This window comes from Lacinutrix sp. MedPE-SW (genome assembly GCF_001874145.1).
Lineage (GTDB): Bacteria > Bacteroidota > Bacteroidia > Flavobacteriales > Flavobacteriaceae > Lacinutrix.
Genome location: NZ_MPCX01000001.1, coordinates 197,513 through 223,847, shown reverse-complemented (window position 1 = coordinate 223,847; position 26,335 = coordinate 197,513). Strand labels below are relative to the sequence as shown.

Annotated in this window: 26 protein-coding genes; 23 read left to right on the top strand and 3 right to left on the bottom strand. The window is 30.6% G+C overall.

Annotation, left to right across the window (positions count from 1 at the left end):
- Positions 1–20: 20 nt before the first annotated feature.
- The 22 genes from BM549_RS00970 (at position 21) to hisIE (ending at position 22,790) form a co-directional block, all read left to right on the top strand.
- Positions 21–1,250 carry an HD domain-containing protein gene (locus BM549_RS00970; RefSeq protein ID WP_290468537.1) on the top strand — a complete coding sequence of 410 codons (1,230 nt, stop codon included), beginning with the start codon at positions 21–23 and terminating at the stop codon, positions 1,248–1,250.
- A gap of 24 nt (positions 1,251–1,274) precedes the next feature.
- On the top strand, positions 1,275–2,303 hold the full coding sequence (gene lpxD, locus BM549_RS00965; RefSeq protein ID WP_290468536.1) for a UDP-3-O-(3-hydroxymyristoyl)glucosamine N-acyltransferase: 1,029 nt from the start codon (positions 1,275–1,277) through the stop codon (positions 2,301–2,303).
- Positions 2,290–3,696 (top strand): bifunctional UDP-3-O-[3-hydroxymyristoyl] N-acetylglucosamine deacetylase/3-hydroxyacyl-ACP dehydratase, encoded by a 1,407-nt coding sequence (locus BM549_RS00960; RefSeq protein ID WP_290468535.1) that lies wholly within the window; start codon positions 2,290–2,292, stop codon positions 3,694–3,696. Before lpxD ends, BM549_RS00960 begins: the two co-directional genes overlap by 14 nt.
- Before the next feature lie 11 nt (positions 3,697–3,707).
- Positions 3,708–4,493 (top strand): acyl-ACP--UDP-N-acetylglucosamine O-acyltransferase, encoded by a 786-nt coding sequence (gene lpxA, locus BM549_RS00955; RefSeq protein ID WP_013871041.1) that lies wholly within the window; start codon positions 3,708–3,710, stop codon positions 4,491–4,493.
- Between the two features lie 19 nt (positions 4,494–4,512).
- Positions 4,513–5,079 carry an elongation factor P gene (gene efp / locus BM549_RS00950; protein WP_013871042.1) on the top strand — a complete coding sequence of 189 codons (567 nt, stop codon included), beginning with the start codon at positions 4,513–4,515 and terminating at the stop codon, positions 5,077–5,079.
- 61 nt (positions 5,080–5,140) lie between these two features.
- A complete protein-coding gene (locus tag BM549_RS00945; RefSeq protein WP_290468534.1) occupies positions 5,141–6,073 on the top strand; it encodes a UDP-3-O-(3-hydroxymyristoyl)glucosamine N-acyltransferase in 933 nt (310 codons plus the stop codon).
- A gap of 4 nt (positions 6,074–6,077) precedes the next feature.
- Positions 6,078–6,482: a nuclear transport factor 2 family protein gene (locus BM549_RS00940; RefSeq protein WP_013871044.1), complete on the top strand. Its 405-nt coding sequence runs from the start codon at positions 6,078–6,080 to the stop codon at positions 6,480–6,482.
- A gap of 63 nt (positions 6,483–6,545) precedes the next feature.
- Positions 6,546–7,418, top strand: coding sequence for a succinate--CoA ligase subunit alpha (gene sucD / locus BM549_RS00935; RefSeq protein ID WP_290468533.1), 873 nt, complete (start codon positions 6,546–6,548; stop codon positions 7,416–7,418).
- Positions 7,419–7,590: 172 nt separating this feature from the next.
- Complete coding sequence (locus tag BM549_RS00930) at positions 7,591–10,566, top strand: pitrilysin family protein (RefSeq protein WP_290468532.1); 2,976 nt, start codon at positions 7,591–7,593, stop codon at positions 10,564–10,566.
- 149 nt (positions 10,567–10,715) lie between these two features.
- Entirely contained in the window at positions 10,716–11,462 is a 747-nt protein-coding gene (gene fabG, locus BM549_RS00925) for a 3-oxoacyl-[acyl-carrier-protein] reductase (RefSeq protein ID WP_290468531.1), read from the top strand.
- 52 nt (positions 11,463–11,514) lie between these two features.
- On the top strand, positions 11,515–13,548 hold the full coding sequence (locus tag BM549_RS00920; RefSeq protein WP_290468530.1) for a VWA domain-containing protein: 2,034 nt from the start codon (positions 11,515–11,517) through the stop codon (positions 13,546–13,548).
- Between the two features lie 12 nt (positions 13,549–13,560).
- On the top strand, positions 13,561–14,373 hold the full coding sequence (locus tag BM549_RS00915) for a prohibitin family protein (RefSeq protein ID WP_013871049.1): 813 nt from the start codon (positions 13,561–13,563) through the stop codon (positions 14,371–14,373).
- Between the two features lie 269 nt (positions 14,374–14,642).
- Positions 14,643–15,500 (top strand): ATP phosphoribosyltransferase, encoded by an 858-nt coding sequence (gene hisG, locus BM549_RS00910; protein WP_290468529.1) that lies wholly within the window; start codon positions 14,643–14,645, stop codon positions 15,498–15,500.
- The gene (hisD, locus tag BM549_RS00905; protein ID WP_290468528.1) at positions 15,501–16,784 is read left to right on the top strand and encodes a histidinol dehydrogenase; all 1,284 of its coding nucleotides are present in this window, start codon (positions 15,501–15,503) and stop codon (positions 16,782–16,784) included. It abuts the gene before it with no gap.
- An 81-nt stretch (positions 16,785–16,865) separates the two neighbouring features.
- Positions 16,866–17,915, top strand: coding sequence for a histidinol-phosphate transaminase (gene hisC, locus BM549_RS00900; protein ID WP_290468527.1), 1,050 nt, complete (start codon positions 16,866–16,868; stop codon positions 17,913–17,915).
- Positions 17,916–17,947: 32 nt separating this feature from the next.
- Entirely contained in the window at positions 17,948–18,232 is a 285-nt protein-coding gene (locus tag BM549_RS00895; RefSeq protein WP_290468526.1) for a GIY-YIG nuclease family protein, read from the top strand.
- A 42-nt stretch (positions 18,233–18,274) separates the two neighbouring features.
- On the top strand, positions 18,275–19,414 hold the full coding sequence (gene hisB, locus BM549_RS00890; protein WP_290468525.1) for a bifunctional histidinol-phosphatase/imidazoleglycerol-phosphate dehydratase HisB: 1,140 nt from the start codon (positions 18,275–18,277) through the stop codon (positions 19,412–19,414).
- A complete protein-coding gene (gene hisH, locus BM549_RS00885; protein ID WP_290468524.1) occupies positions 19,414–19,995 on the top strand; it encodes an imidazole glycerol phosphate synthase subunit HisH in 582 nt (193 codons plus the stop codon). Before hisB ends, hisH begins: the two co-directional genes overlap by 1 nt.
- A gap of 20 nt (positions 19,996–20,015) precedes the next feature.
- Positions 20,016–20,462 carry a DUF3592 domain-containing protein gene (locus BM549_RS00880; protein WP_013871056.1) on the top strand — a complete coding sequence of 149 codons (447 nt, stop codon included), beginning with the start codon at positions 20,016–20,018 and terminating at the stop codon, positions 20,460–20,462.
- A 113-nt stretch (positions 20,463–20,575) separates the two neighbouring features.
- On the top strand, positions 20,576–21,310 hold the full coding sequence (gene hisA / locus BM549_RS00875; protein ID WP_290468523.1) for a 1-(5-phosphoribosyl)-5-[(5-phosphoribosylamino)methylideneamino]imidazole-4-carboxamide isomerase: 735 nt from the start codon (positions 20,576–20,578) through the stop codon (positions 21,308–21,310).
- Between the two features lies 1 nt (position 21,311).
- A complete protein-coding gene (gene hisF / locus BM549_RS00870; RefSeq protein WP_290468522.1) occupies positions 21,312–22,067 on the top strand; it encodes an imidazole glycerol phosphate synthase subunit HisF in 756 nt (251 codons plus the stop codon).
- 120 nt (positions 22,068–22,187) lie between these two features.
- Positions 22,188–22,790 (top strand): bifunctional phosphoribosyl-AMP cyclohydrolase/phosphoribosyl-ATP diphosphatase HisIE, encoded by a 603-nt coding sequence (gene hisIE / locus BM549_RS00865; RefSeq protein WP_290468521.1) that lies wholly within the window; start codon positions 22,188–22,190, stop codon positions 22,788–22,790.
- 46 nt (positions 22,791–22,836) lie between these two features.
- Here the strand turns inward: hisIE and BM549_RS00860 are convergent, their stop codons facing one another.
- The 3 genes from BM549_RS00860 to BM549_RS00850 form a co-directional block, all read right to left on the bottom strand.
- Positions 22,837–24,036, bottom strand: coding sequence for a S41 family peptidase (locus BM549_RS00860; RefSeq protein ID WP_290468520.1), 1,200 nt, complete (start codon positions 24,034–24,036; stop codon positions 22,837–22,839).
- 95 nt (positions 24,037–24,131) lie between these two features.
- A complete protein-coding gene (locus BM549_RS00855; protein WP_290468519.1) occupies positions 24,132–24,929 on the bottom strand; it encodes a LytTR family DNA-binding domain-containing protein in 798 nt (265 codons plus the stop codon).
- A gap of 67 nt (positions 24,930–24,996) precedes the next feature.
- Complete coding sequence (locus tag BM549_RS00850; RefSeq protein WP_013871062.1) at positions 24,997–25,413, bottom strand: hypothetical protein; 417 nt, start codon at positions 25,411–25,413, stop codon at positions 24,997–24,999.
- Between the two features lie 97 nt (positions 25,414–25,510).
- On the opposite strand from BM549_RS00850, the gene BM549_RS00845 reads away from it, so the two are divergent.
- Positions 25,511–26,287 (top strand): tRNA pseudouridine(38-40) synthase TruA, encoded by a 777-nt coding sequence (locus BM549_RS00845; RefSeq protein ID WP_290468518.1) that lies wholly within the window; start codon positions 25,511–25,513, stop codon positions 26,285–26,287.
- The last annotated feature ends 48 nt before the right edge of the window (positions 26,288–26,335 follow it).

Below are 26,335 nucleotides of genomic sequence, written 5' to 3'. Positions count from 1 at the left end.
TTTTAGAAAAAAGTATCAGTTTGCAAACAAGTAACAAACTTAAAATATTAAACGACCCAATTTACGGATTTATTACTATCCCAAATTCTTTAATATTCGATTTAATAGAACATAAATATTTTCAACGTTTACGTCGCATAACGCAAATGGGAATGAGTTATTTGGTTTATCCAGGTGCGCATCATACCCGTTTTCATCATGCTATAGGTTGTATGCACTTAATGCAAAAAGCTGTACAAGTGCTTAGATTTAAGGGCGTTGAAATTAGCGAGGAAGAAAAAAATGCATTATTAGTTGCTATATTATTACATGATATTGGGCATGGTCCATTTTCTCATGCTATGGAGCACAGCATTGTAAATGGTGTGTCTCACGAGCATATTTCTATGCTTTTTATGGAAGTTTTAAATAAAGAATTTAACAACGATTTAACGTTGGCTATTAAAATTTTTAAAGGTGAGTATCATCGTAAATTTATGTGTCAATTAATTTCAAGTCAAATTGATATGGATCGTGCAGACTATTTAAAACGCGACAGTTTTTATACTGGTGTAGCTGAGGGTAATATTAATAGTGAACGTTTAATTACCATGTTAAATGTTAAAAATGATGAACTTGTAATAGAGATGAAAGGCATTTATTCTGTCGAGAAATTTTTAGTTGCTCGACGTTTAATGTACTGGCAAGTATATTTGCATAAAACAAGTTTGGTTGCAGAGCAGTTGTTAATACGTGTGCTTAAACGTGCTAAAGAACTAACAAAAAAAGGAGTTGTTTTAAATGCAAGTAAACCTCTTCAGTTTTTTTTGAAAAATGAAATAAATTTAAATGATTTTAATAAAGAGACTTTAAATACATTTTCTAAACTTGACGACTTTGATATTGTTTCAGCAATGAAAGAATGGCAAGACCACGACGATTTTATTTTGAAAAATTTATGTGGAATGATTATTAATAGAGATTTGTTAAAGGTTAAAATTAAAAAGAAACCAATTAAAGCAAATAAATTAGAAGAGTTTAAATCTAAATTAATATCAAAACATTCAATTTCTAATCAAGAAGCTGATTACTTTGTGTTTACGGGTGAAATATCTAATCAAGCTTACACACAAAAAAAACAAGGAATTAAAATTTTACATAAAAACGGAAACATAGAAGACTTAGTAAAAGCATCAGATCAACTTAACTTAAAAGCTTTATCTAAACCTGTAACCAAATATTATATATGTTATCCAAAGGAAAAATTGTGATTATTTTTTCTATTTTTGCGAAAGATGAAGTTTACAGCAGAACAAATAGCAGGTATTTTAGAAGGTGATATTGTAGGAGATTCACAAGTTGAAGTCTCTAAACTTTCTAAAATAGAAGAAGGCGTAGAAGGCGCTTTAACATTTTTGGCAAACCCAAAATATACACAATATATATATTCAACTAAAGCATCTATAGCTATAGTTAATAAGGATTTCGAGCCAGAACAAGAAGTACAACCAACATTAATAAAAGTTGAGGACGCTTATAAGTCATTTTCTAAATTATTAGAGTATTACAACCAGGTAAAGCTTAATAAATTTGGAATAGAGCAACCGTCTTCAATTTCAGAAACAGCTTCTTTAGGTAACGATGTATATGTTGGAGCCTTTACCTATATAGGAGATAATGTAACTATTGGCGATAATGTAAAAGTTTTCCCGAGTAGTTATATAGGAGATAATGTAACAATTGGAGACAATACTATAGTCTTTTCTGGAGCTAAAATTTATTCAGAATGTATAGTAGGTAATAATTGTGTTATAAACTCTGGCGCTATAATAGGAGCAGATGGTTTTGGCTTTGCGCCAAACGAAAAAGGAGAATATCATAAAGTACCACAAATAGGAAACGTAATATTAGAAGATTTTGTAGATATTGGTGCTGCAACTACAATAGATAGAGCTACTTTAGGCTCTACAGTAATTAAACGTGGTGTAAAATTAGACAACCAAATACAAATTGCACATAATGTTGAAATTGGAGAAAACACTGTAATTGCTGCTCAAACAGGAGTTGCGGGTTCAACAAAAATTGGTCAAAACTGTATTATTGGAGGTCAAGTAGGTATTGTTGGGCACATTACAATAGGTAATGGAGTGAAAATTCAAGCACAATCTGGTATAGGAAGAAATGTAAAAGATAACGAAGTGCTTCAAGGTTCGCCAGCGCTATCTTATGGTGATTATAACAAGTCATATGTATATTTTAAAAACTTACCAAAACTGGTAAAAACTATAAACGAATTAGAAAAAAAAGGAAATGGCAATAATTAATTCGGAAGTAAAACAAAAAACGATACAAAATGAAGTATCGTTATCTGGTGTTGGTTTACATACAGGTCAAGAAGTAACATTAACTTTTAAGCCTGCAGCTGCAAATACAGGTTTTGCTTTTAAACGTATAGATTTAGAAGGGAATCCGGTTATAGAAGCAGATGCAAACTATGTTACAAACACACAACGTGGCACTTGTTTAGAAAAGAATGGAGTAACCATTCAAACTTGTGAACATGTATTAGCAGCATTTGTAGGCTTAGATGTAGATAATGCAATTATAGAGTTAGACCAATCTGAACCACCAATAATGGATGGTTCTTCTAAGTTTTTTGTTGAAGCTATAGAAAATGCAGGTATTGTAGAATTAGATGCACAAAGAGAAGAATATGTTGTAAAAGACGTTATTTCTTATACAGACGAAGAGACAGGAAGTGAAATTCTTGTTATGCCAGCTAAAGAATACCAAGTAACTACAATGGTAGATTTTGGGACTAAAGTTTTAGGTACACAAAATGCAACTTTAAATAATATAAAAGATTTTAAAAGAGATATATCAGACTCAAGAACATTTAGTTTTTTACATGAGTTAGAGGCGCTTTTAGAACATGGTTTAATAAAAGGTGGTGATTTAAACAATGCTATTGTTTATGTAGATAAAGAATTGTCTCAAGAAACAATGGAAAAACTTAAAGTAGCCTTTAAAAAAGATAATATTGCTGTAAAACAAAATGGGATTTTAGATAACCTAACATTACATCACCCAAACGAAGCAGCTAGACATAAACTTTTAGACGTTATAGGGGATTTAGCATTAATAGGAACTCGAATTAGAGGAAAAGTAATTGCTAATAAACCAGGTCATTTTGTAAATACACAGTTTGCAAAAAAAATGTCTAAAATAATTAAAAACGAAAGACGTAATAATGTTCCAGAAATAGATTTAAACCAAAAACCATTAATGGATGTTGGTCAAATCATGGATATGCTACCACATAGGCAGCCATTTTTACTAATAGATAAAATATTTGAACTTACAGACCAAAAGGTAATAGGAATGAAAAATGTGACCATGAACGAAGAGTTCTTTAAAGGTCACTTTCCTGGAGCACCAGTTATGCCAGGTGTTTTAATTGTAGAAGCAATGGCACAAACAGGTGGTATTTTAGTTTTAAGTACAGTTCCAGATCCAGAAAACTACCTTACTTTCTTTATGAAAATAGATAAAGTAAAGTTCAAACAAAAAGTAGTGCCAGGCGATACCTTAATTTTTAAGTGTGAGTTAATTACTCCTATTAGACGAGGTATTTGTCACATGCAAGGTTATGCCTATGCAAATGGTAAACTATGTGCCGAAGCAGAATTAATGGCACAAATTTCTAAAGTTAAATAAAAACACAAAAAATGAACCAACCGTTAGCTTACGTTCATCCGGGCGCAAAAATTGCTAAAAATGTAGTAATTGAGCCCTTTACAACAATTAATAATAATGTTACTATTGGAGAAGGAACTTGGATAGGTAGTAATGTAACTATTATGGAAGGTGCACGTATTGGAAAAAATTGTAACATATTTCCTGGTGCTGTAATTTCAGCAGTACCTCAAGATTTAAAATATAATGATGAAGATACTTTAACCATTATTGGAGACAATGTAACAATTAGAGAATGTGTTACAATAAATCGTGGTACAACAGATAGAATGAAAACTGTTGTAGGCGATAATTGTTTAATTATGGCTTATTGTCATATTGCTCACGATTGTATTGTAGGGAATAATTGTATCTTTTCAAATAATAGTACACTAGCAGGACATATAACTATAGGTGATTATGTTATATTAGCAGGAATGACAGCAGTGCATCAATTTTGTTCTGTAGGAAATCACGCCTTTGTAACAGGTGGATCACTTGTAAGAAAAGATGTGCCACCATTTGTAAAAGCAGGAAGAGAACCTCTATCTTACGTTGGTATAAACTCTGTTGGTTTAAGACGAAGAGGTTATTCAACAGAAAAAATTAGAGAGATTCAGGATATATTTAGAATATTATATCAAAAAAATTATAATAACACACAAGCTTCAAATATTATAGAAGCAGAGATGGAAGCAACCACAGAACGTGATGAAATTCTTCAGTTTATTAAGAATTCTCATCGTGGAATAATGAAAGGTTATTTTAAATCAAATTAAAAAATAGAAATAAAATATTATGGCAAATACTTCAGATATAAGAAACGGTTTATGTATAAAATACAACAACGATATTTATAAAATAGTTGAGTTTCTTCATGTAAAACCAGGAAAAGGACCTGCATTTGTACGTACAAAAATGAAAAGCGTAACAAATGGTAAAGTGTTAGATAATACGTTTTCAGCAGGACATAAAATTGATGATGTTCGTGTAGAAACACATAAGTTTCAGTATTTATATAATGATGGAGAATTTTATCATTTTATGAATGAAGCAGATTATACACAAATTAGATTATTAGAATCTGCTTTAGATACGCCTCAATTAATGAAAGAAGGAGAAATTGTTACAGTAATTATTAATACTGAAGACAATATGCCGCTTTCTGTAGAAATGCCTGCAAGTGTTATATTAGAAGTAACAGCTACAGAGCCTGGAGTTAAAGGTAATACAGCAACAAATGCTACAAAACCAGCAACAGTAGAAACAGGAGCAGAGGTAAATGTACCTTTATTTATAAATGAAGGAGATAAAATTAAAGTTGAAACTGAAAAAGGAACTTACAAAGAGCGCGTTAAAGAATAATTTCCACAAAACCGTCTTTAGTTTGTAATTCTAGGAAACTAAATACTAAATTTTAATTGTTATGAAGTTTTCTAAACCGCATACTCTAAAAGAAATAGCACATTTAATAGATTGTAAATTTATTGGTGCAGATAATTTTCAAGTTCTAGGCATGAATGAGATTCATGTGGTAGAACCAGGAGATATTGTTTTTGTAGACCACCCTAAATATTACGATAAAGCGTTACAGTCTGCAGCTACTATTATTTTAATTAATAAAGAAGTAGAGTGCCCAGAAGGTAAAGCCTTATTAATAAGTGATGACCCATTTAGAGATTTTAATAAGTTAACATTACACTTTAAGCCATTTCAATCTTCAAATGTAAGCATTGCGGCTTCAGCAAAAATTGGAGAAAATACTGTAATTCAGCCTAATTGTTTTATTGGTAATAATGTTACAATTGGAGATAATTGTATAATTCATGCTAATGTTACAATTTATGATGATGCTGTAATAGGAAATAACGTGACTATTCACTCTGGTACCATTTTAGGAGCCAGTGCGTTTTATTATAAAAATAGACCAGAAGGTTTCGATCAATTACTGTCTGGAGGTAGAGTTGTAATAGAAAATAATGTAGATATTGGAGCACTTTGTACTATAGATAAAGGTGTTACTGGCGATACAACTATTGGAGAAGGATCAAAACTAGATAACCAAATTCAAATTGGTCACGATACAATAATTGGAAAAAAATGCCTTATTGCATCGCAAACAGGAATTGCTGGTTGTGTTGTAGTAGAAGATCAAGTTACTATTTGGGGTCAAGTAGGTGTTAAAAGCGGAATCACAATTTCAAAAGGAACAGTTTTATATGCACAATCTGGATTAGGGCATACCACAGAGCCAGATACAGCTTATTTTGGGTCTCCTGCAGTAGAAGCAAGAGAAAAATTTAAAGAAATGGCATACATTAAAAAAATTCCTGAAATTCTTAAAAAAATTAATAAATAGAGCTATGTCAGCAAAAGAAATAATAAAAAAGTTTTACGATACAGACTTGGCAAAAGACGATTCTGTAATAGATATGTTTCACGAAGACTGTGTTTTACATTGGAATAGTAGTCAAGGTTTTACCTCTTTAGATAAAAACGGAATAAACCATAAACTACAAGAAGTTAGAGAAGCTTTCACCTCTTTTAATTATAAGTTAAGTCATTTATTACAAGATGAAAACACTGTAACAGCAAGACATACTGTTTATGTTACAACTATAGAGAACCCAGAGCAAGAAGAACCATTGGCACATTTTATTTCTATTTGGGAAGTAAAAGATGGTAAAATATATAAGGGATATGAGATTAGTCAGCTATTAGACGATAGTACAGATAACATGACATCATTTTCTGAAATAAAAATTTAAAATACATTTAAAAATTCGCTATCAAAAACTTACTTTTGTAGCAATATTAAAAAAAATATTCAAATGAGCGTTTTAGTAAACAAAGATTCAAAAATAATAGTTCAAGGATTTACAGGTAGTGAAGGTACTTTTCACGCTGGACAAATGATTGAGTACGGTACAAATGTCGTAGGTGGTGTTACTCCAGGAAAAGGAGGACAAACACATTTAGACAAACCTGTTTTTAATACAGTAACAGAAGCTGTGGAAAAAGTAGGAGCAGATACAACAATTATTTTTGTACCACCAGCTTTTGCTGCTGATGCAATTATGGAAGCTGCCGATGCTGGAATCAAAGTAATTATTTGTATTACTGAAGGTATTCCTGTAGCAGATATGATTAAAGCTTCAGATTATATTAAAGATAAGGACTGTAGATTAGTTGGACCTAACTGTCCAGGAGTTATTACTCCAGGTGAAGCTAAAGTTGGTATCATGCCAGGTTTTGTATTTAAGCAAGGAAAAGTAGGTATTGTTTCTAAATCTGGAACTTTAACTTATGAAGCTGCAGACCAAGTTGTAAAACAAGGTTTAGGTATTACAACTGCTATTGGTATTGGTGGAGATCCAATTATTGGAACAACTACTAAAGAAGCTGTTGAGTTATTAATAAATGATGATGCTACAGAATGTGTAGTAATGATCGGAGAAATTGGAGGTCAGTTAGAAGCAGATGCTGCAAACTGGTACAAAAACTCAGGAAGTAAAAAACCAATTATAGGTTTTATAGCAGGAGAAACTGCACCAGCAGGTCGTACAATGGGACATGCAGGAGCAATTGTTGGTGGTAGTGATGATACTGCTCAAGCTAAAAAAGCAATTATGAGAGACTGCGGAATTCACGTTGTAGATTCTCCAGCAGAAATTGGAAAAAAGGTTGCTGAAGTTTTAGGATAACAGCTGCTTATTACAGACTTTTAATGTTAAAGTCTGTTAAAATAAATATAAACTAGAAACGTTATTAGTTCGTTGGCTTTAATTTAGCTAACGAACTTTTTTTTTAAACATATTCTAAATAAAAGGATTAGTTTAAAGAAAAAAAATATTTAGTAACCAAACACCAACCAAAATGAAACATTTAAAATTAGTTGTAATTTTTATGCTTGTAGCTTTTGTCTATAGTTGTAAAAAAGACAATGCATCAAGCAAAGATCTTGCTTACAAAACCGAAGCGCAAACCGATGCTAATGGGTTTAATTACGAAACTGTAGCTAACGATCCTACAGGCTTACGTCTTTATACTTTAGATAATGGTTTAAAAGTGTATTTAAGTAAAAATACCGATGAGCCAAAAATTCAAACTTACATCGCGGTAAGAGCAGGATCTAATTACGACCCTAAAGAGTCTACAGGTTTAGCGCACTATTTAGAGCATATGGTGTTTAAAGGAACAGACGAAATAGGAACTATAGATTGGGAAAAGGAAAAAGAGTATTTAGATAAAATATCAGAGCTTTATGAGCAACATAGAGCAGAAACAGATCCTGATAAAAAATTAGAACTATACCGTGAAATAGATAAAGTGTCTTTAGAAGCTTCAAACTATTCAGTAGCAAACGAATATGATAAAATGACAAGTTCATTAGGAGCGACAGGTACAAATGCGCACACTTGGTTCGAAGAAACTGTTTATAAAAATAAAATTCCGGCTAACGAATTAGGTAAATGGTTAGAGCTTGAAGAAGAACGCTTTAGTCAACTAGTATTGCGTTTATTTCATACAGAATTAGAAGCTGTATTCGAAGAGTTTAACCGTGGCCAAGATAACGATGGTAGAAAACGTTATGCAGCAATGTTAGAAGGTTTATTCCCAAATCATCCATACGGACAACAAAAAACTATAGGTACTGCAGAGCATTTAAAAAACCCATCTTTAGTAGATATAAATAATTATTTCGATAAATATTATGTGCCTAATAATATGGCTATGGTTTTAGTAGGAGATTTAGATTTTGACGAAACCATAAAAAAAGTAAACAACACATTTGGTAACTTAAAAAGAAAAGAAGTTACTCACCCAACACTACCAAAAGAAGAGCCAATTACTAGTGTAGTAACAAACGAAGTATTTGGGCCAACATCAGAAAGTATATCTATTGCATTTAGATCTAATGGAGTAAACACTAATGATGAAAAAATGGTAACACTATGTGACATGGTTTTAGCAAACGGTAATGCTGGTCTAATAGATTTAAATTTAAATCAAGAGCAATTAGTACAATACGCAGGTTGTAACACAACATTTTTAAACGATTATGGTTACCATAGTTTTAGTGGTTCACCAAAAGAAGGACAGTCTCTAGACGAAGTAAAAAGCTTAATTCTTGAGCAAATTGAAAAACTTAAAAAAGGAGAATTTGAAGATTGGATGATTGAAGCTGTTGTAAACGATTTGAAAAAATCTCAGTTAAGAGAGTACGAAAACAGTACAGCTTTAGCTACTGCTTATTTTAATGCTTTTATTCACCATGAAAAATGGGAAGATAAAGTTAAGTTTTTAGACGAGTTAAAAGCAGTATCAAAACAAGAATTAGTAGATTTTGCAAACAACTTTTATAAAGATAATTATGTTGTAACCTACAAGAGAAAAGGAGAAGATAGCAATATTGTAAAAGTTTCTAATCCTGGAATAACACCAGTTAATTTAAATAGAGATAAATCTTCGCAATACATTAAAGATTTCAACGCAAAACAATCACAGCCTATAACACCTAAATATGTAGACTATAGCTCAGCTATTAAAAAAACCAAAACAGATAGCGGATTAGAAGTGTCTTACATAGAAAACGAAACTAACGATTTATTCGATATGAATATCATTTTTGATATGGGAAGCGATAATGATAAAAAGTTAGGACTAGCAGTAGGTTATTTAGATTATTTAGGAACAGATAAATATTCAGCTGAAGAACTAAAGAAAGAATTTTACAAATTAGGTATCGATTATTTTGTAAATGCTCAAGGAGAACAAAGTTATGTAGGGCTTAGTGGTTTAAAAGAAAACTTACCTAAAGGTTTAGAGTTGCTAGAGCATTTATGGGAAAACGCTGTACCAAATAAAGAAGCCTATAATAAATATGTAGAGTCTATAGCAAAACAAAGATCAAACAACAAAACAAGTAAAGGTAGAATTTTACGTTCAGGCTTATTAAATTATGCTAAATATGGAGAAAATTCTAGATTACGTAATATTATTCCTATTAGCGAAATGCAAGAAATTAATCCTCAGGAATTAGTAGACTTAACTAAAGGACTAAAAGACTTTAAACAACGTGTTTTCTATTATGGTAAAGATGTAGATGCAGCAGTAAAAGCATTAAACGACTACCATAAAGTTTCAGGAGATTTAAACGAGTATCCAGAAGCAATGGCTTATTTAGAAAAAGAAACTGGAGGAAATGTGTACTTTGTAGATTATGATATGGTGCAAAGTGAAATGATGTTTTTAGCAAAAGGAGAACCATTTAAACCAGAAAACATGGCGGCTTCTACGTTGTTTAATACGTATTTTGGTGGCGGATTATCATCTATAGTTTTTCAAGAAATTAGAGAGTCTAAATCATTAGCTTATTCTGCATGGTCAAATTATGCAACAGCACGTAAAAAAGACGATGCAAATTATGTAATGGCTTACATTGGTACTCAGGCTAATAAAATGCCAGAAGCAGTAGATGCAATGATGAGTTTAATGAGTGATATGCCAGAATCTGAAGAGCAGTTTAATGCGGCAAAAGAATCTACATTAAAAAAATTAGCAGCACAACGTATTACCAAATCAAATATCTTCTGGAGTTATGAGAGATTGCAAAAATTAGGTATAAACGAAGACAATCGTGAAGCTATGTATAACGCTATAAAAGATATGACTATGGAAGACCTACGTGAGTTCTTTAATAAAAATATAAAAGGCGAAAATTACAATGTTATGGTAATAGGAAACAAAAAGGATATTAATTTTAAAGCACTTGAAAAATTAGGAAAAGTGCAAGAAATGGATGTTGATTACCTGTTTAATTACGAAAAACCTAAAGAAGTGAAATTATAACACTTTGTATAAGATTACTTGAGACACACAACTCAAGTAAGTTGTTAATCACCAAAAAACCTCATAGTTCTTTAGAATTTATGAGGTTTTTTAATATACAATAACATAGTAATTACTATATTTGAATTACAAAAAAACCAAAATAATTAATGAAACTTTTAGAAGGAAAAACAGCCATAATAACAGGAGCAAGCCGAGGTATTGGTAAAGGTATTGCACAAGTTTTTGCACAGCATGGTGCTAATGTAGCATTTACATACAGTTCTTCTGTAGAAGCTGCAAATGAATTAGAAAAAGAATTAAATACTTTAGGTATTAAAGCTAAAGGATATAAAAGTAATGCAGCAAATTTTAATGAAGCACAAACTTTAGCTGAAGATGTTTTAAAAGAATTTGGAACAATAGATGTTTTAATTAATAATGCAGGTATTACAAAAGATAATTTGTTAATGCGAATGGGTGAAGAAGACTTTGATAAAGTAATTGAAGTAAACTTAAAATCTGTTTTTAACATGACAAAAGCAGTACAACGTACAATGCTTAAGCAACGTAAAGGTTCAATAATTAATATGAGTTCTGTAGTAGGTGTTAAAGGTAACGCCGGACAAACAAATTATGCGGCTTCAAAAGCAGGAATTATAGGTTTTTCAAAATCTGTAGCTTTAGAGTTAGGGTCAAGAAATATTAGAAGTAATGTAATCGCTCCTGGTTTTATAGAAACCGAAATGACAGCTAAATTAGATGAAGACACTGTAAAAGGATGGCGCAACGCAATTCCTTTAAAACGTGGTGGTACACCAGAAGATATTGCAAATGCTTGTGTGTTTTTAGCAAGTGACATGTCTGCATATGTTACAGGACAAACCTTAAATGTTGATGGTGGAATGCTAACATAAATTAAGCATTGCATCCTAAAACTGGATGTTATTATTTAACTTAAAAAACTTAATGAGTTCTCAAACTCTTTTATATATAATAATTGCTGGAATTGTTGCTATTGCATTAGCACTTTTTCAATATAAATACAAAGCAAAAGGCGCATCTAAAACGAATGTGCTTTTTGCTTTTTTACGTTTTTTAAGCATTTTTGGTGTATTACTTTTATTAATAAACCCAAAATTTGAAAGTACTAAAGTATATACTGTAAAACCTAATTTGGTAATAGCTGTAGACAATTCAAACTCTATAAAACACTTAAATCAGGAAGAAAATGTAAAAAATATTTTAAACAGTTTAAAAACAAATAATACACTTTTAAACAAGTTTAATATAGATGTATTTTCCTTTGGGAAAACCTTAAATACTTCAGATTCTTTAACATTTATTGAAAAACAAACCAATGTAGACAAAGCGTTTGTAGAGCTAAATCAAATATATAAAAACACAATATCACCAACTATAATCATTTCCGATGGAAACCAAACCTATGGAAACGATTACGAATATTCTGCAAAAAAAATAAAGCAAAATTTATATCCTATTATTGTTGGAGATACAACACAGTATCAAGATTTAAAATTGCAACAACTTAATGTAAATAAGTATGCATTTTTAAAAAATAAGTTTCCTGTAGAAGCTATTTTAGTGTATTCTGGAGATCAGGATGTTAATACTAAGTTTGTAATAAACTCAGGAAACACTACGCTTTATTCTCAAAATATTAAGTTTTCAAAACAAAATAATTCAAGAATATTAAATTTCACTTTACCAGCAAATGCGGTTGGAGTAAAAAGTTATCGTGCATCTATTATTCCTATTAATTCAGAAAAAAATAAAATAAATAATAGTAAAAATTTCGCGGTAGAAGTTGTCGATGAAAAAACAAAAGTAGCGATTGTAGGTTCGGTTTTGCATCCAGATATTGGTATGTTTAAAAAAGCTATTGAAGCTAACGAGCAACGAGAAGTTGTATTTTTATCACCACAAGAAGCTATTAATCAATTAAATGATTTGCAATTAGTTATATTGTTTAATCCAAACAGTTTGTTTAAAGGTTTATATACTGAAATAGAAAAACAAAATAAGAATAAATTAGTAGTAGCTGGACCAAAAACAGATTTTGTATTTTTAAATAATGTAAGTGATAAATACGAGCAAGATATTACAACTCAAACCGAAGATTATCAACCAAGTTTAAACTCAAATTTCAATTCGTTTATAGTTGAAGATTTAAATTTCGAATCTTTTCCTCCATTACATTCAAATTTTGGAGAGCCAATATTTTCTGTTCCTTACCAAACAATATTATATAAAAAAGTAGGAGCAATAAATATAAACGAACCACTATTAGCGGTCATGGAAGCTAATGGAAAAAGAGAAGGTGTTTTATTTGGAGAGAATTTATGGAAATGGAGAGCGCAAAGTTTTGTTAACACAAAAAGCTTTGATGCATTCGATAATTTTATTGGAAAACTTGTACAATATTTAGCTTCTACAAAACGTAAAAACCGATTAGAAGTAGATTATCAATCTTTCTATCAAGGAAATAACAATGTGATACTTAGTGCTCAATTTTTTAATAAAAATTATGAGTTTGATGCTACAGAGCGTTTAAATATTACGGTTACAGATAAATCTACAAAAGTGTCTAAAACAGTACCGTTTATTCTAAAAAACAATAATTATCAAGTAGATTTAAGTGCTTTTCCTGCTGGAGATTATTCATTTACTGTTGATGCTTCAAGAGAGAAGCTATCTAAATCTGGTAGCTTTAAAATAATTGAATATAATGTTGAGCAACAATTTTTAAATTCTAATGCAAAAAAACTTATAAATATTGCTAATAATAGTCAAGGAAAACATTATTATGCAGATAATTTTAAAAACATAATAAACAATTTAAATAGCGATGATCGCTACAAACCAATTCAAAAAAGCTCAAAAAGTACGGTTCCTTTAATCGATTGGAAGTATTTACTTGCTTTAATAGTTTTAACGTTAGCTATTGAGTGGTTTTTAAGAAAATATAACGGACTAATATAATACTAAATACATATGGAAAAATTACCAAAATTAGGAATACCAGTAATTATAGGAATCATTATTCTAGTGATTTTAATAGCAAAATCTGCTGTAACAATAGGACCTGGTGAAGGTGGCGTTATTTTCGAGCGCTTAGGAAACGGTATAAATACAGATAAAACTTATGGAGAAGGTTTTCATATAGTTGCACCTTGGAACGATATGATTGTACGTAAAGTTCGCCAGCAATCAATCTCAGACCAAATGAATGTACTTTCTGTAAATGGATTAGAAGTAAAAGTTAATGGTACAATTTGGTACGAACCAGAGTACAGTAAATTAGGACTTTTAATAAAAACTAAAGGTGAAGATTACGAACGTGAATTATTAGATCCTGCAGTAAATGCAGCAGCAAGAAGTGTTGTTGGACGTTACACACCAGAGCAATTATATTCTAGTAAAAGAGATTTAATTGAGCAGGAAATTTTAGACGAAGTTACAAAGCTGTTAGAAGGGCAATACTTAAATGTGAAACGTGTTTTAGTTGAAGATGTACAATTACCACCAACTATTAGACAAGCAATCGAGCGTAAATTAAAGCAAGAACAAGAGTCTTTAGAATACGAATTTAGATTAGTTACAGCTAGTAAAGAAGCAGATAAACAACGTATTGAAGCTCAAGGTAAAGCAGATGCAAATAAAATTTTAAGCGCTTCTTTAACCGATAAAATTTTGCAAGACAAAGGTATTGAAGCTACAGTAAAGCTTTCAGAATCAAGTAATAGCAAAGTAATTGTTATTGGTTCTGGAGATACTGGAATGCCAATAATTTTAGGAAATCAATAATTGTTAACATTAATTTAATGTTTATTAATTAGGATTTTTGAAAATATTTTCACAATCTTTGTGAACACAAAAAAAGAAATGACTTTTATTCAATCACATCATCATCATTTTCATACTTGCACTCAAGCGAGCTGAAGATGTATTGACTAAAATCAACATATTTTTAAAAACCGTTTGAGTATATCAAGCGGTTTTTTGTTTTTATACATTTTACTAAATGATTTACTCAAACTTTTCAAAAGAAACTAAAACGTTAAAAAGAGACCAAAATGAGTAAATTAAAAATTGCAGTTCAAAAATCAGGACGATTAAACGAGGATTCAATGAAAATCCTTAAAGCTGTTGGTATTTCTATAGACAATGGTAAAGATCAATTAAAAGCTTCGGCTAAAAACTTTCCTTTAGAAATTTTTTACCTGCGTAATGGCGATATTCCACAATACCTTAAAGATGGAGTGGTAGACGTTGCTATTATTGGAGAAAATGTTTTAATAGAAAAAGGTAACGATATCAAAATTGCCGAAAAACTGGGCTTTTCATCTTGTAAAGTTTCTGTAGCCGTACCAAAAGCTGCAACATACAATTCGGTTAAAGATTTAGAAGGAAAACGTATTGCAACCTCTTATCCAAACACAGTAAATCAATTTTTAGATAAAAACGGAATTAAAGCTAATTTACATATCATTAATGGTTCGGTTGAAATTGCTCCAAATATTGGCTTAGCAGATGCTATTGTAGATATTGTTTCTAGTGGAAGCACATTATTTAAAAACGGTTTAAAAGAAGCAGAAGTTATTTTAAAATCTGAAGCCGTGTTGGCAGTTTCACCTAAAATTTCTGAAGACAATCAAGCTATTTTAAATAAATTACAATTTAGACTACAGTCTGTTTTAAAAGCAAGACAATCACGTTATGTGTTGTTAAATGCTCCAAATAATAAGGTTAACGATATTATTAATATTCTTCCAGGTATGAAAAGTCCAACGGTTTTGCCACTAGCAGAAGATGGTTGGAGTTCAATTCACTCTGTAATTAACAAAAATGATTTCTGGGAGATTATAGATGAATTAAAAGAAAATGGAGCAGAAGGCATCCTAGTTTGTCCAATCGAAAATATGGTGATATAAATGAGAACTATTAGCAATCCTAAACAATCCACTTGGTTAGATCTTTTAAAACGACCAACACAAACCGTTAACGATATTGAAACTACGGTTACACAAATTTTTGAAGACGTACAACGTAATGGAGACCAAGCAGTAGCAAAATACACGCAATTATTTGATGGTGCAGAATTAGCGTCAAATATCGTAACTACAGAAGAAATTGAGTTAGCAAGTTCTAAAATCTCAGAAGATTTAAAGCTAGCCATACAACAAGCAAAAACTAATATTGAAACTTTTCACAAAGCACAAAAAACTAAAAAAGTTAGTGTTGAAACTACTCAAGGCGTAAGCTGTTGGCAAGAAAAAAGAGCCATTCAAAAAGTTGGTATTTACATTCCTGCTGGTACAGCACCATTGTTTTCAACCGTTTTAATGTTAGCTGTTCCTGCGCAAATAGCAGGATGTAAGGAGATAGTATTATGTTCGCCTCCAAATAAGGAAGGAAAAATAGCTAATGAAATTTTATACGCAGCGCAATTATGTGGTGTAACCAAAATTATTAAAGTTGGTGGCATTCAAGCCATTGCCGGTTTAACCTTTGGGACAGCATCTATTCCTCAAGTTTATAAGATTTTTGGTCCAGGAAATCAGTTTGTTACTGTCGCTAAACAATTAGCAACCAAATATGGTGTGGCAATCGATATGCCAGCAGGTCCAAGTGAGTTATTGGTCGTTGCAGACGATACTGCAAAGGCTAGTTATGTGGCTTCAGATTTGTTATCTCAAGCAGAACATGGCGCAGATAGTCAAGTCATTTTGGTGTCTACATCTCAAAATTTCATTAACGCTGTAGCGGAAGAAATAAAGGTTCAAATAAAAGCACTTCCAAGACAAGGTATTGCTAAACAAGCGATAGAGAATTCAAAATCTATTTTAGTTGAAACTGATGCTATAGCATTAGATTTAATCAATCAATATGGACCAGAACACTTTATAGTGTGTACAAAAAATGATGATTTTTACGTTAACGGAATTGAAAACGCAGGATCTGTATTTATTGGTAATTATACACCAGAAAGTGCTGGAGATTATGCATCTGGTACCAATCACACCTTACCAACCAATGGGTTTAGTAAAGCGTATTCTGGAGTGAATTTAGATAGTTTTACTAAAGCAATTACATTTCAAAATATAACAAAACAAGGTTTGCTTAATATTGGGAATACTATTGAGTTAATGGCTGAAGCTGAAGGTTTACAAGCGCACAAAAATGCAGTAACTCTTCGTTTAAACGATTTAAAGTAACTATCTGTCACCTCGAGCGCAGTCGAGAGGTCACATTATTATAGAGATTAAATAGGTCTCGACTGCGCTCGACCTGATATAATGAAAATGAAACAAAATTTAAACATAAACAACCTAGTTAGAGCTAACATCAAAGCTTTAAAACCGTATTCATCAGCAAGAGATGAGTTTAAAGGTACAGCAGATGTGTTTTTAGATGCCAACGAAAATCCGTTTGGTGAGTTAAACCGTTATCCAGACCCTAAGCAAATAAAGATTAAAGAAAAACTATCAGAAATTAAATCTGTAGAAACCAATCAAATTTTTATAGGTAATGGTAGTGATGAAGTTATAGATTTAGCGTTTCGTATTTTTTGTGAACCAGGAAAAGATAAGGTGTTAACCTTTACGCCAACTTACGGAATGTACGATGTGTCTGCAAACATCAATAATATTGAGGTGATTAAACAACCTCTAATTAACGATTTTCAAATAAACCTAAATCAGCTACAACCGTATTTAGATGTTGAAGAGGTGAAAATCATTTTTATTTGTTCACCAAACAATCCAACAGGAAACACTATTAATACTGAAGATATTGAATATATTTTAGAGAATTTTAATGGTATCGTGATTGTAGACGAAGCTTATATCGATTTTAGCTCGCAAGCATCATTCATTAAAAATATAAATAAATACAACAATCTAATTGTAAGTCAAACCTTTAGTAAAGCTTGGGGATTAGCAGGTGTTAGAGTAGGCGTTGCCTATGCAAGTGAAGCAATTATTGAACTTTTTAATCGTGTAAAACCACCTTATAATGTAAGTACATTAAATCAAGAAGCAGTTTTAAATAGCTTAAATAATCAAATTGAAGTTGCTAAAAATATTGACACAATTCTTTCAGAAAGAAAGAAGTTAAAAGACGCTTTAAGTCAATTAGCTATCGTAAAAAAAATATACCCAACAGATGCTAACTTTTTATTAGTTGAAGTCGATAATGCTGATGAAACGTATCAATATTTAATCAATAAAAAAGTAATTATTAGAAACAGAAATACTCAAGTAGAGAATTGTATACGTATTACTGTTGGAACAAGTGAAGAAAATGAGAAATTAATTGAAAACCTTCAATTAATTTCGAAATCCTGAACTTGTTTCAGGAACTTTTAAAATAAAACTAAATGACAAATAATTACTATTGTTACATTTTAACAAATAAGAATAGAACTGTCTTGTATGTTGGTTATACAGAAAATATTCGTCAAAGAATAGAACAACATGAAAAAGGGAAAGGTTCTGTATTTACTAAAAAGTACAATGTATTCGATTTAATCCATTTAGAAAAATTTGAGTTAAAAAAAGAAGCAAAATCAAGAGAAAGACAACTTAAAAATTGGCATAGAGAATGGAAATTGGAACTTATTAAAGTTACTAATCCTAGTTTAAAAACATTAGAAATTAAATAAAAAGATCCTGAAATAAGTTCAGGATTGATTAACAAGTTAATCATGAAAAAAGTACTATTCATAGACAGAGACGGAACCTTGGTTTTAGAACCACCTGTAGATTATCAATTAGATAGTTTAGAGAAATTAGAGTTCTATCCAAAAGTGTTTCAATACATGGCTAAAATAGCTTCAGAGTTAGATTTTGAGCTAGTTATGGTAACCAATCAAGATGGTTTAGGGACAGATTCTTTTCCAGAAGACACCTTTTGGCCAGCGCAAAACAAAGTGATTTCAGCATTCGAAAAAGAAGGTGTTGTGTTTTCTGAAGTTTGTATAGACAAAACATTTCCGCATGAAAATGCCGAAACTCGTAAACCAAGAACTGGTTTGTTAACCAAGTATTTTGATAAAGCTGAATACGATTTAGAAAACAGTTTTGTTTTAGGTGACCGAATTACAGACATGGAATTAGCTAAAAATTTAGGTGCAAAAGGTATCTTTTTATCTGAAGATCCAGAATTAGGTGCAGATGAAATTGAAAGTTCAAAACAAGAAATTTTAAATTCTATTGCATTAACAAGCACAGATTGGAAAACTATTTACGAGTTTCTAAAATTAAATGATCGTGTTGCTGAAATCACGCGTAATACTAACGAAACCAAGATATATATTAAATTAAACCTTGATGGTTCTGGTAAAAATGAAATTGATACAGGTTTAAAGTTTTTTGATCACATGTTAGACCAAATTGGTCGTCATGGCGCAATGGATTTAACCATTAAAGTAGATGGCGATTTAGAGGTAGATGAGCACCACACCATTGAGGATACCATGATTGCTTTAGGCGAATTGTTTAATAAAGCCTTGGGTAATAAATTAGGTATTGAGCGTTACGGATTTTGCTTACCAATGGACGATTGTTTAGCGCAAGTAGCTGTTGACTTTGGAGGTAGAAACTGGTTAGAATGGGAAGCCGATTTTAAACGCGAAAAAATAGGAGATATGCCAACCGAAATGTTTTTCCACTTGTTTAAATCCTTTACAGATGGCGCAAAATGTAACTTAAATATTAAAGCAGAAGGCACAAACGAACATCACAAAATAGAAGGCATTTTTAAAGCCTTTGCAAAAGCAATGAAAATGGCTGTAAAACGTGATGCTAACAAAATGTTTTTACCATCAACTAAAGGAATGTTGTAATGAAATTAGTAATAATAGATTACGGAGCAGGTAATATAAAAAGTATTCAATTTGCCTTTAAACGCTTAGGTTACGATGCTATTTTATCTAACAATCCAGATGAAATTAAAGCAGCAGACAAAGTAATTTTTCCTGGTGTTGGTGAGGCAAGTTCTGCAATGCAAATGCTAAAAGAAAGCGGTTTAGACACTTTAATTCCAACTTTAAAACAACCCGTTTTAGGAATTTGTTTAGGCATGCAATTGATGTGTAAATCTTCAGAAGAAGGTAATACAAAAGGTTTAGGTATTTTTAATGTAGACGTCAAGCGTTTCAACAATACCGTTAAAGTGCCACAAATGGGATGGAATACGATAACAGATTTAAAAACGGAGTTGTTTAAAGATATTAAAGACGAGACTTTTATGTATTCTGTACATAGTTTTTATGCCGAAAATTGTAAAGAAAGCATTGCCACAACTACTTATAGTTTAGATTTTGCTTCAGCTTTACAAAAAGATAATTTTTATGGTGTACAATTTCATCCAGAAAAATCATCAGTAGTAGGAGAGCAAATATTAAAAAATTTTATAACGCTTTAGTTATTTTAGAAGAATAAAAAATGAAACTTAAATATCTTTTTATAGTTCTGGGATTAATAGGAATTACAATGCTTTTAGTAGCTTTTTATAAGTGTATAAACACTTTTGAATTTCTTTCAAAATCTAATGAAACTGAAGGTGAAATTATAGAAATAGTAAGTACGTTTAATGCCACAAATACAAGTGATCAGTCTTTAAGAGTGCTTTATAAGCCATTAATTAGGTTTTATGATTTAAAAGGAAATCCTATAGAATTTCATTCACCTATAGGAAGCAAATTGCCTAAAAACTATAATGTTGGAGATAAAATAACTATTCTTTATAATACACAAGACCCTAAAAAAGCTGTGATTAAAAGCTTCAGTTCTTTATGGTCTGAGAGTATACTATTAGGAATATTTGGAATAATTTTAATTAGCATCGCTATTGTTTTCTTTGTTTTATCAAAAAAAATAGCGCACGCTTAATATAAAAATGGATAAAAAAGCATTCAAAAATATTAGAACGCTTTTTTTATCTGAATTAGCATATAATAAATTATACTCTTAAAAATAATTAAGGGTTATTAACAAGTAAATTAATGAGAATAATACCAGCAATAGACATAATAGACGGAAAATGTGTACGCTTAACAAAAGGCGATTACAATACCACTAAAATCTACAATGAAAATCCACTAGAAGTTGCAAAACAGTTTGAAGGCGCAGGAATAGAGTATTTGCATATGGTCGATTTAGATGGTGCAAAAGCCGATCATGTTGTAAACTACAGAGTTTTAGAGCAAGTTGCATCTAAAACAAACTTAAGAATTGATTTTGGAGGTGGTTTAAAGTCTGATAATGATATTATTACAGCATTTAATTCTGGTGCAAAACAAATTACAGGCGGAAGTATTGCTGTAAAAAACAGAGATACTTTTGAGCGTTGGATTAGTAAATATGGTTCTCAAAAAATCATTTTAGGTGCTGACTGTAAAAACGAAAAAGTAGCTATAAGTGGTTGGTTAGAAGAGAGTAGTTTAGAGGTTATTCCGTTTATTAAAGAGTACCAAAAACAAGGAATTCAGTATGTGGTTTGTACAGATATTTCAAAAGATGGAATGTTACAAGGACCATCAATAGAGTTATATAAAAACATTATTCAGCAATGTTCAAACGGTAGTTCTGGTCAGTCTGTAAAACTTATTGCTTCAGGTGGAGTTACAACAATTGAAGATGTTGAAAAGCTTTCAGAAATAAATTGTGAAGGTGTTATTATTGGTAAAGCGATTTATGAAAACCGAATCACTTTAAAAGAACTAGAACGATTTTTATAATATGCTTACAAAACGAATTATACCATGTCTAGACATTAAAAACGGAAGAACCGTTAAAGGTGTCAATTTTGTAAATCTTCGTGATGCTGGAGATCCTGTAGAATTAGCAAAACAATATGCTGTAAAAGGTGCAGACGAGCTTGTTTTTCTAGATATTTCAGCAACTTTAGAAGGTAGAAAAACTATGATTGATATGGTTTTAAAAGTAGCAGAACAGGTTAATATTCCGTTTACAGTTGGTGGTGGAATTTCGTCTGTTGAAGATGTTGACATCCTTTTAAAATCTGGAGCAGATAAAGTGTCTGTAAATTCTTCAGCAGTAAAACGACCAGAATTGGTTAATGAGTTAGCAAATAAATTTGGTAGCCAATGTGTTGTGGTTGCTATAGATGCTAAGCAAATTGATGGTGAATGGATGGTACATTTAGCAGGAGGAAGTATTCCAACCAATTTAAATTTATTCGATTGGGCAAAAGAAGTTGAACGTAGAGGCGCAGGAGAGATTTTATTCACCTCAATGAATAACGATGGTACCAAAGCTGGTTTTGCAAATGATGCTTTAGCTAAGTTATCTGAAACATTAAATATACCAATTATAGCTTCAGGTGGAGCAGGAACAGTTCAGCATTTTGTGGATACATTTAAAGATGGAAAAGCAGATGCTGCATTGGCTGCAAGCGTATTTCATTTTGGTGAAATAGCAATTAAAGATTTAAAAGAAGCATTAAAAGACAACAATATAGCGGTAAGACTTTAAGTCGATATGCTGTACTCGTTTCAGCATCTCACAAAAAAATAAAGTCACCTCGAGCGCAGTCGAGAGGTTATTAAAATATTAAGGTCTAGACTGCGCTCGACCTGACAAAAGAAACTAAAAATGAACATAGATTTTAATAAAAACAACGACGGATTAGTGCCAGCAATAATCCAAGATGCCACAACAAAAAACGTGTTAATGTTGGGCTACATGAATGAAGAAGCATTTAATAAAACCAAAAACACAAAATTAGTTACCTTTTTTAGTAGAACTAAAAACCGTTTATGGACTAAAGGTGAAGAAAGCGGAAACGTTTTAAATCTAGTTGACATTAAATTAGATTGTGATAACGATACGTTATTAATTCAAGTTAACCCAAAAGGACCAACGTGTCACAAAGGAAGTGATACCTGTTGGAATGATACTAATGCTGAAAATTTTGGGTTTATTTCTAAATTAGAAAACACAATTGAAAGCCGTGTAAAAGCAGGAGATTCAGAAAAATCATATGTCGCTTCATTATTCGCCAAAGGCATAAATAAAGTGGCTCAAAAAGTAGGAGAGGAAGCTGTAGAAGTGGTTATTGAAGCAAAAGATGATAACGACAATTTGTTTTTAAACGAAAGTGCAGATTTATTGTTTCACTACTTAATGTTATTGCAAGCTAAAGGTTTTAAACTTAATGATGTGGTTAACGTTTTAAAAGGACGTGAGAAGAAATAAATTATTAAAGTCGCTAATTATTTTAGCGACTTTTTTAGTATTAACTTTATTTGTTTTCACTAATAATATCTAAAGTTTGCCTAATCCAATCTGTTTTAAAATCTAGAGTTATATCTGGTTTTATTCCTATACTTTCATATTGAAAATATTTATGAAAATTCATATCTGTAGGAGTAACAGAAAAATATTTTGAAGGTGTTGTATAGCTTCTTCCGTAATTTAATCCATATGCAATAACGCCAAATGTAGTTTGCCCTAAATGTGTTGCGTGCTTGAGTTTTTTTAATTTTAAAGTAAATTGCTCGCCATTGCTAGCTGTAAAAGCATTTGTTAATATATATACATTTTTATGTTTTAAAAGTTTTATAAAAGGATCTGAATATTTTTTATTTCCTCCGGTGTTACTTCTTAAATCTACTATTATATTTTTTGCTGTTAATTTGTTTTTAGTTTCTTCATAGAAAGCTAATAAATCTTTCTTTTTACTATTACTAAAATTGGCAAAATATAAATACTGTGTATTCTCATTAAGTTGTTTAAAAGTAAAAGATTTTTGATTCTTTTTAATAAATTCAACATCGCTTGTGCCTTTCTTTTTATAACTCCATAATCTTCCATTTTCAAACGTTAAACTCTTTAATAATCTAGGTGTTTTATTCTCAAGTTTGTAGTGATAAATATTGTATTTATTATTAATAGTTTTGTATGCGTAGAAACTTATATCTCCAATTTCCCATTGTTTTAAATTACTTTCAAGTATAACACCTATATATTGGTTTTTGTTATCATCATAATATATTCCAACTTTTAAAGATGTGCTGTAATTGTAAATACCTTCAATAGAATTAGTTTTCTTTTGGCTTAATTCGTTTTTTAAATCTTCAATATTTCTATCTGTTTCTGGGTGATTAAAATCAATTTTTCTAGTATTTGAGTTTATATCTAAAAAGGGTTGTTTTATAGATAAACTTAAATGGTTGTCATTAATTAGGTTTGTTTGTTTTAATAAAAGTTTAAAGCAGGCTTCTATAGCAATTGGTTGTTTCATTTGTAATGAAAGCATTTTATAAACAGTCTCAAAATTTTCTTTTTTATCTCCTTTTATTTGTTTTTTATAAGATGGCATTTTCTTTAATTTACTTACTATAAAATCTAAGTCGGCTTTACAATTGCAGGTTTCGTTTTGTGTGAAAGCGAATGAAATTCCGAAGAAAAAAATTGTGCCAAAAGCAATTAAATGTTTCATAATTAAAATGATTTGAATTAAAATTTATCTGTTGCTAATATATTTCAGATTGTATTATTAATTCAACTATAGTAGGTGTTTGGGGTGAAATGATACTATGCTGTGGTAAAATTTAAAGTGTTTTTTACTGTCTGCAAGTAAGTTTTAGAAACAGGTACTTTTATACCATGAGAAAGTATAAGAAAATGTTTCCCTTTACTTATTTCCCACGATTGAAAATGATAAGGATTAATAATATACGATCGATGTGTACGTTGCAATTTTGTAAAGTTGGTTTCTATATAAGATAGAGTATTTCGTATTATGCTTTTTTTTAAAACATTACCAGAAATGTATAATACTACAATATAATTGTCTGACGAATTTACAGCTATTAAATCGTTTAAATGAAGTTTTAAACTTTCGTAATTTCCTTCTCCTTGAATTTCTATTTTTCTATCTTCAATTTGTTTTTCATAGTATTTTCCAAAAGCATATCTACCAATTATAATAATTGGTAATATTATAGCTAAAGCAGGTAAGAATAGTGCTTTTAGCATATAGCCAAAAGAATGTGGGTTTGGCTGATTTTTAACCACAATATATAAATAGACAAATCTAGCTAACAAAATTGCTATTAGAGACAAACTGAATAAAAATAGTATTTCGTGTTGTAACAACCACCTTTTTGAATACTTCGTATTAAATAAATATTGTAAGGGAATAAATATTATATAAGATATTGTAGCAATTAAGCTGTAAATTGGAAGGAATTTGAGTTTTTCGTTATTATTAAACTCATTAATATCAAGAGGTTCTGTAAAATATAAAAACAAAAATACCCACAAACCTAAACTTATACCAATTATAAAATGGTGTTTAATTAATGGATCTAAAGGGTATTTAATTTGCAAAATAGTTATTATATAGAATAAAAAGCATCAGTTAAAAACTGATGCTTTTTTATAAAATTTCAATAGCTTAAGAAAGCCATCCTTTTTTTGTAGCATATTTTGAAAACCAAACTAAACCAATAGAAACTATAATAATCATTGGTGTCATAGCATTCGCCATTTTAATACCAAATGCTAAATAAGACATTTGTATAACAGCAGCTATTGCAGATAAAAGTAAAAGAAAGTAAGCCCATTTTTTTCTAAGTAATAAAGCAATACAACCTAATGCACCGCCAAAAACGGCAACTGCGTAAGCAATCATATACCAAGACGGTAAATTAGCATATAAATCTTGCATATCTTGTGGTAATTCTGCCATCATTTCAGCAGTCATTCCTATTTGAGCAAAATAGGCACCAACACCTAAAATATTCCAAATCAATGCAACAATAGTAATAATCCAAAACCAAATTGGTGGTTTTTGTGTAGAAATTGTACTCATAATTAAAAGTTTAGTTAGTTAATAAAAAGACAAGTTATAAATTTTTTGTTTAACGTTTGCATATAAGTTATTTTCGGGCAAAATATTAGGTGCAATTTTGAAAAAATTCTTCTACGTTATAAAAATTCAATATTTAGGCTACCGCTTTCACGGTTGGCAAAAACAACCAGATGTAAAAACGTTACATTTAATGGTAGACCGTACATTAAATTTTATATTAGAAGGAAAACGCTTTAAAAGTTTAGCTTCTGGAAGAACAGATGCCATGGTTTCTGCAGAAGAAACAGCAATAGAACTTTTTTTATATGAACCAATAAAAGATCAAAAGGCTTTTTTAAAGTTGTTTAATACTAATTTACCACAAGATATTAGGGCTTTAGAAATTACAGAAGTTGATGCTAAGTTTAATATTATTAATAACCCTAAAGTAAAAGAGTATATATATCTATTTGCTTTTGGAGATAAATTTCATCCTTTTTGTGCGCCAATACTAACAACTATTCTTGACGACTTAGATGTTGAAATAATGAAAAAAGGAGCAAAGCTCTTTGAAGGTGAACATTATTTAAAAACTTATTGTTATAAACCATCCAATAACGGGATTTATACGCGCGAGATACTTACTTGCGAAATTGTGGAGAACACAATATATACTGCTAATTTTTTTCCTAAAAAAAGCTATTTATTGCGTGTAAGAGGTAAAGGTTTTATGCGAAACCAAATACGTTTAATGATGGGAACATTAATAGATTTAGGTAAAGGAAAGCTAACTTTAGAGGATATAAAAACTTCGTTAGAGCCTGATAACACTATTAAAATGGAATATATTGCTCCAGCTTCAGGCTTAATACTAAAAAGTCTAAAATTCGATTAACTGTTAATTTAATTAACAGCAACTCTTTCTTCTTAACATAATTTAAGT

Bases quoted from the DNA above. Each gene is read 5' to 3' on its own strand.
- lpxD (WP_290468536.1), top strand. From the start codon at position 1,275: ATGAAGTTTACAGCAGAACAAATAGCAGGTATTTTAGAAGGTGATATT.
- BM549_RS00960 (WP_290468535.1), top strand. From the start codon at position 2,290: ATGGCAATAATTAATTCGGAAGTAAAACAAAAAACGATACAAAATGAA.
- lpxA (WP_013871041.1), top strand. From the start codon at position 3,708: ATGAACCAACCGTTAGCTTACGTTCATCCGGGCGCAAAAATTGCTAAA.
- efp (WP_013871042.1), top strand. From the start codon at position 4,513: ATGGCAAATACTTCAGATATAAGAAACGGTTTATGTATAAAATACAAC.
- BM549_RS00945 (WP_290468534.1), top strand. From the start codon at position 5,141: ATGAAGTTTTCTAAACCGCATACTCTAAAAGAAATAGCACATTTAATA.
- BM549_RS00940 (WP_013871044.1), top strand. From the start codon at position 6,078: ATGTCAGCAAAAGAAATAATAAAAAAGTTTTACGATACAGACTTGGCA.
- sucD (WP_290468533.1), top strand. From the start codon at position 6,546: ATGAGCGTTTTAGTAAACAAAGATTCAAAAATAATAGTTCAAGGATTT.
- BM549_RS00930 (WP_290468532.1), top strand. From the start codon at position 7,591: ATGAAACATTTAAAATTAGTTGTAATTTTTATGCTTGTAGCTTTTGTC.
- fabG (WP_290468531.1), top strand. From the start codon at position 10,716: ATGAAACTTTTAGAAGGAAAAACAGCCATAATAACAGGAGCAAGCCGA.
- BM549_RS00920 (WP_290468530.1), top strand. From the start codon at position 11,515: ATGAGTTCTCAAACTCTTTTATATATAATAATTGCTGGAATTGTTGCT.
- BM549_RS00915 (WP_013871049.1), top strand. From the start codon at position 13,561: ATGGAAAAATTACCAAAATTAGGAATACCAGTAATTATAGGAATCATT.
- hisG (WP_290468529.1), top strand. From the start codon at position 14,643: ATGAGTAAATTAAAAATTGCAGTTCAAAAATCAGGACGATTAAACGAG.
- hisD (WP_290468528.1), top strand. From the start codon at position 15,501: ATGAGAACTATTAGCAATCCTAAACAATCCACTTGGTTAGATCTTTTA.
- hisC (WP_290468527.1), top strand. From the start codon at position 16,866: ATGAAAATGAAACAAAATTTAAACATAAACAACCTAGTTAGAGCTAAC.
- BM549_RS00895 (WP_290468526.1), top strand. From the start codon at position 17,948: ATGACAAATAATTACTATTGTTACATTTTAACAAATAAGAATAGAACT.
- hisB (WP_290468525.1), top strand. From the start codon at position 18,275: ATGAAAAAAGTACTATTCATAGACAGAGACGGAACCTTGGTTTTAGAA.
- hisH (WP_290468524.1), top strand. From the start codon at position 19,414: ATGAAATTAGTAATAATAGATTACGGAGCAGGTAATATAAAAAGTATT.
- BM549_RS00880 (WP_013871056.1), top strand. From the start codon at position 20,016: ATGAAACTTAAATATCTTTTTATAGTTCTGGGATTAATAGGAATTACA.
- hisA (WP_290468523.1), top strand. From the start codon at position 20,576: ATGAGAATAATACCAGCAATAGACATAATAGACGGAAAATGTGTACGC.
- hisF (WP_290468522.1), top strand. From the start codon at position 21,312: ATGCTTACAAAACGAATTATACCATGTCTAGACATTAAAAACGGAAGA.
- hisIE (WP_290468521.1), top strand. From the start codon at position 22,188: ATGAACATAGATTTTAATAAAAACAACGACGGATTAGTGCCAGCAATA.
- BM549_RS00860 (WP_290468520.1), bottom strand. From the start codon at position 24,036: ATGAAACATTTAATTGCTTTTGGCACAATTTTTTTCTTCGGAATTTCA.
- BM549_RS00850 (WP_013871062.1), bottom strand. From the start codon at position 25,413: ATGAGTACAATTTCTACACAAAAACCACCAATTTGGTTTTGGATTATT.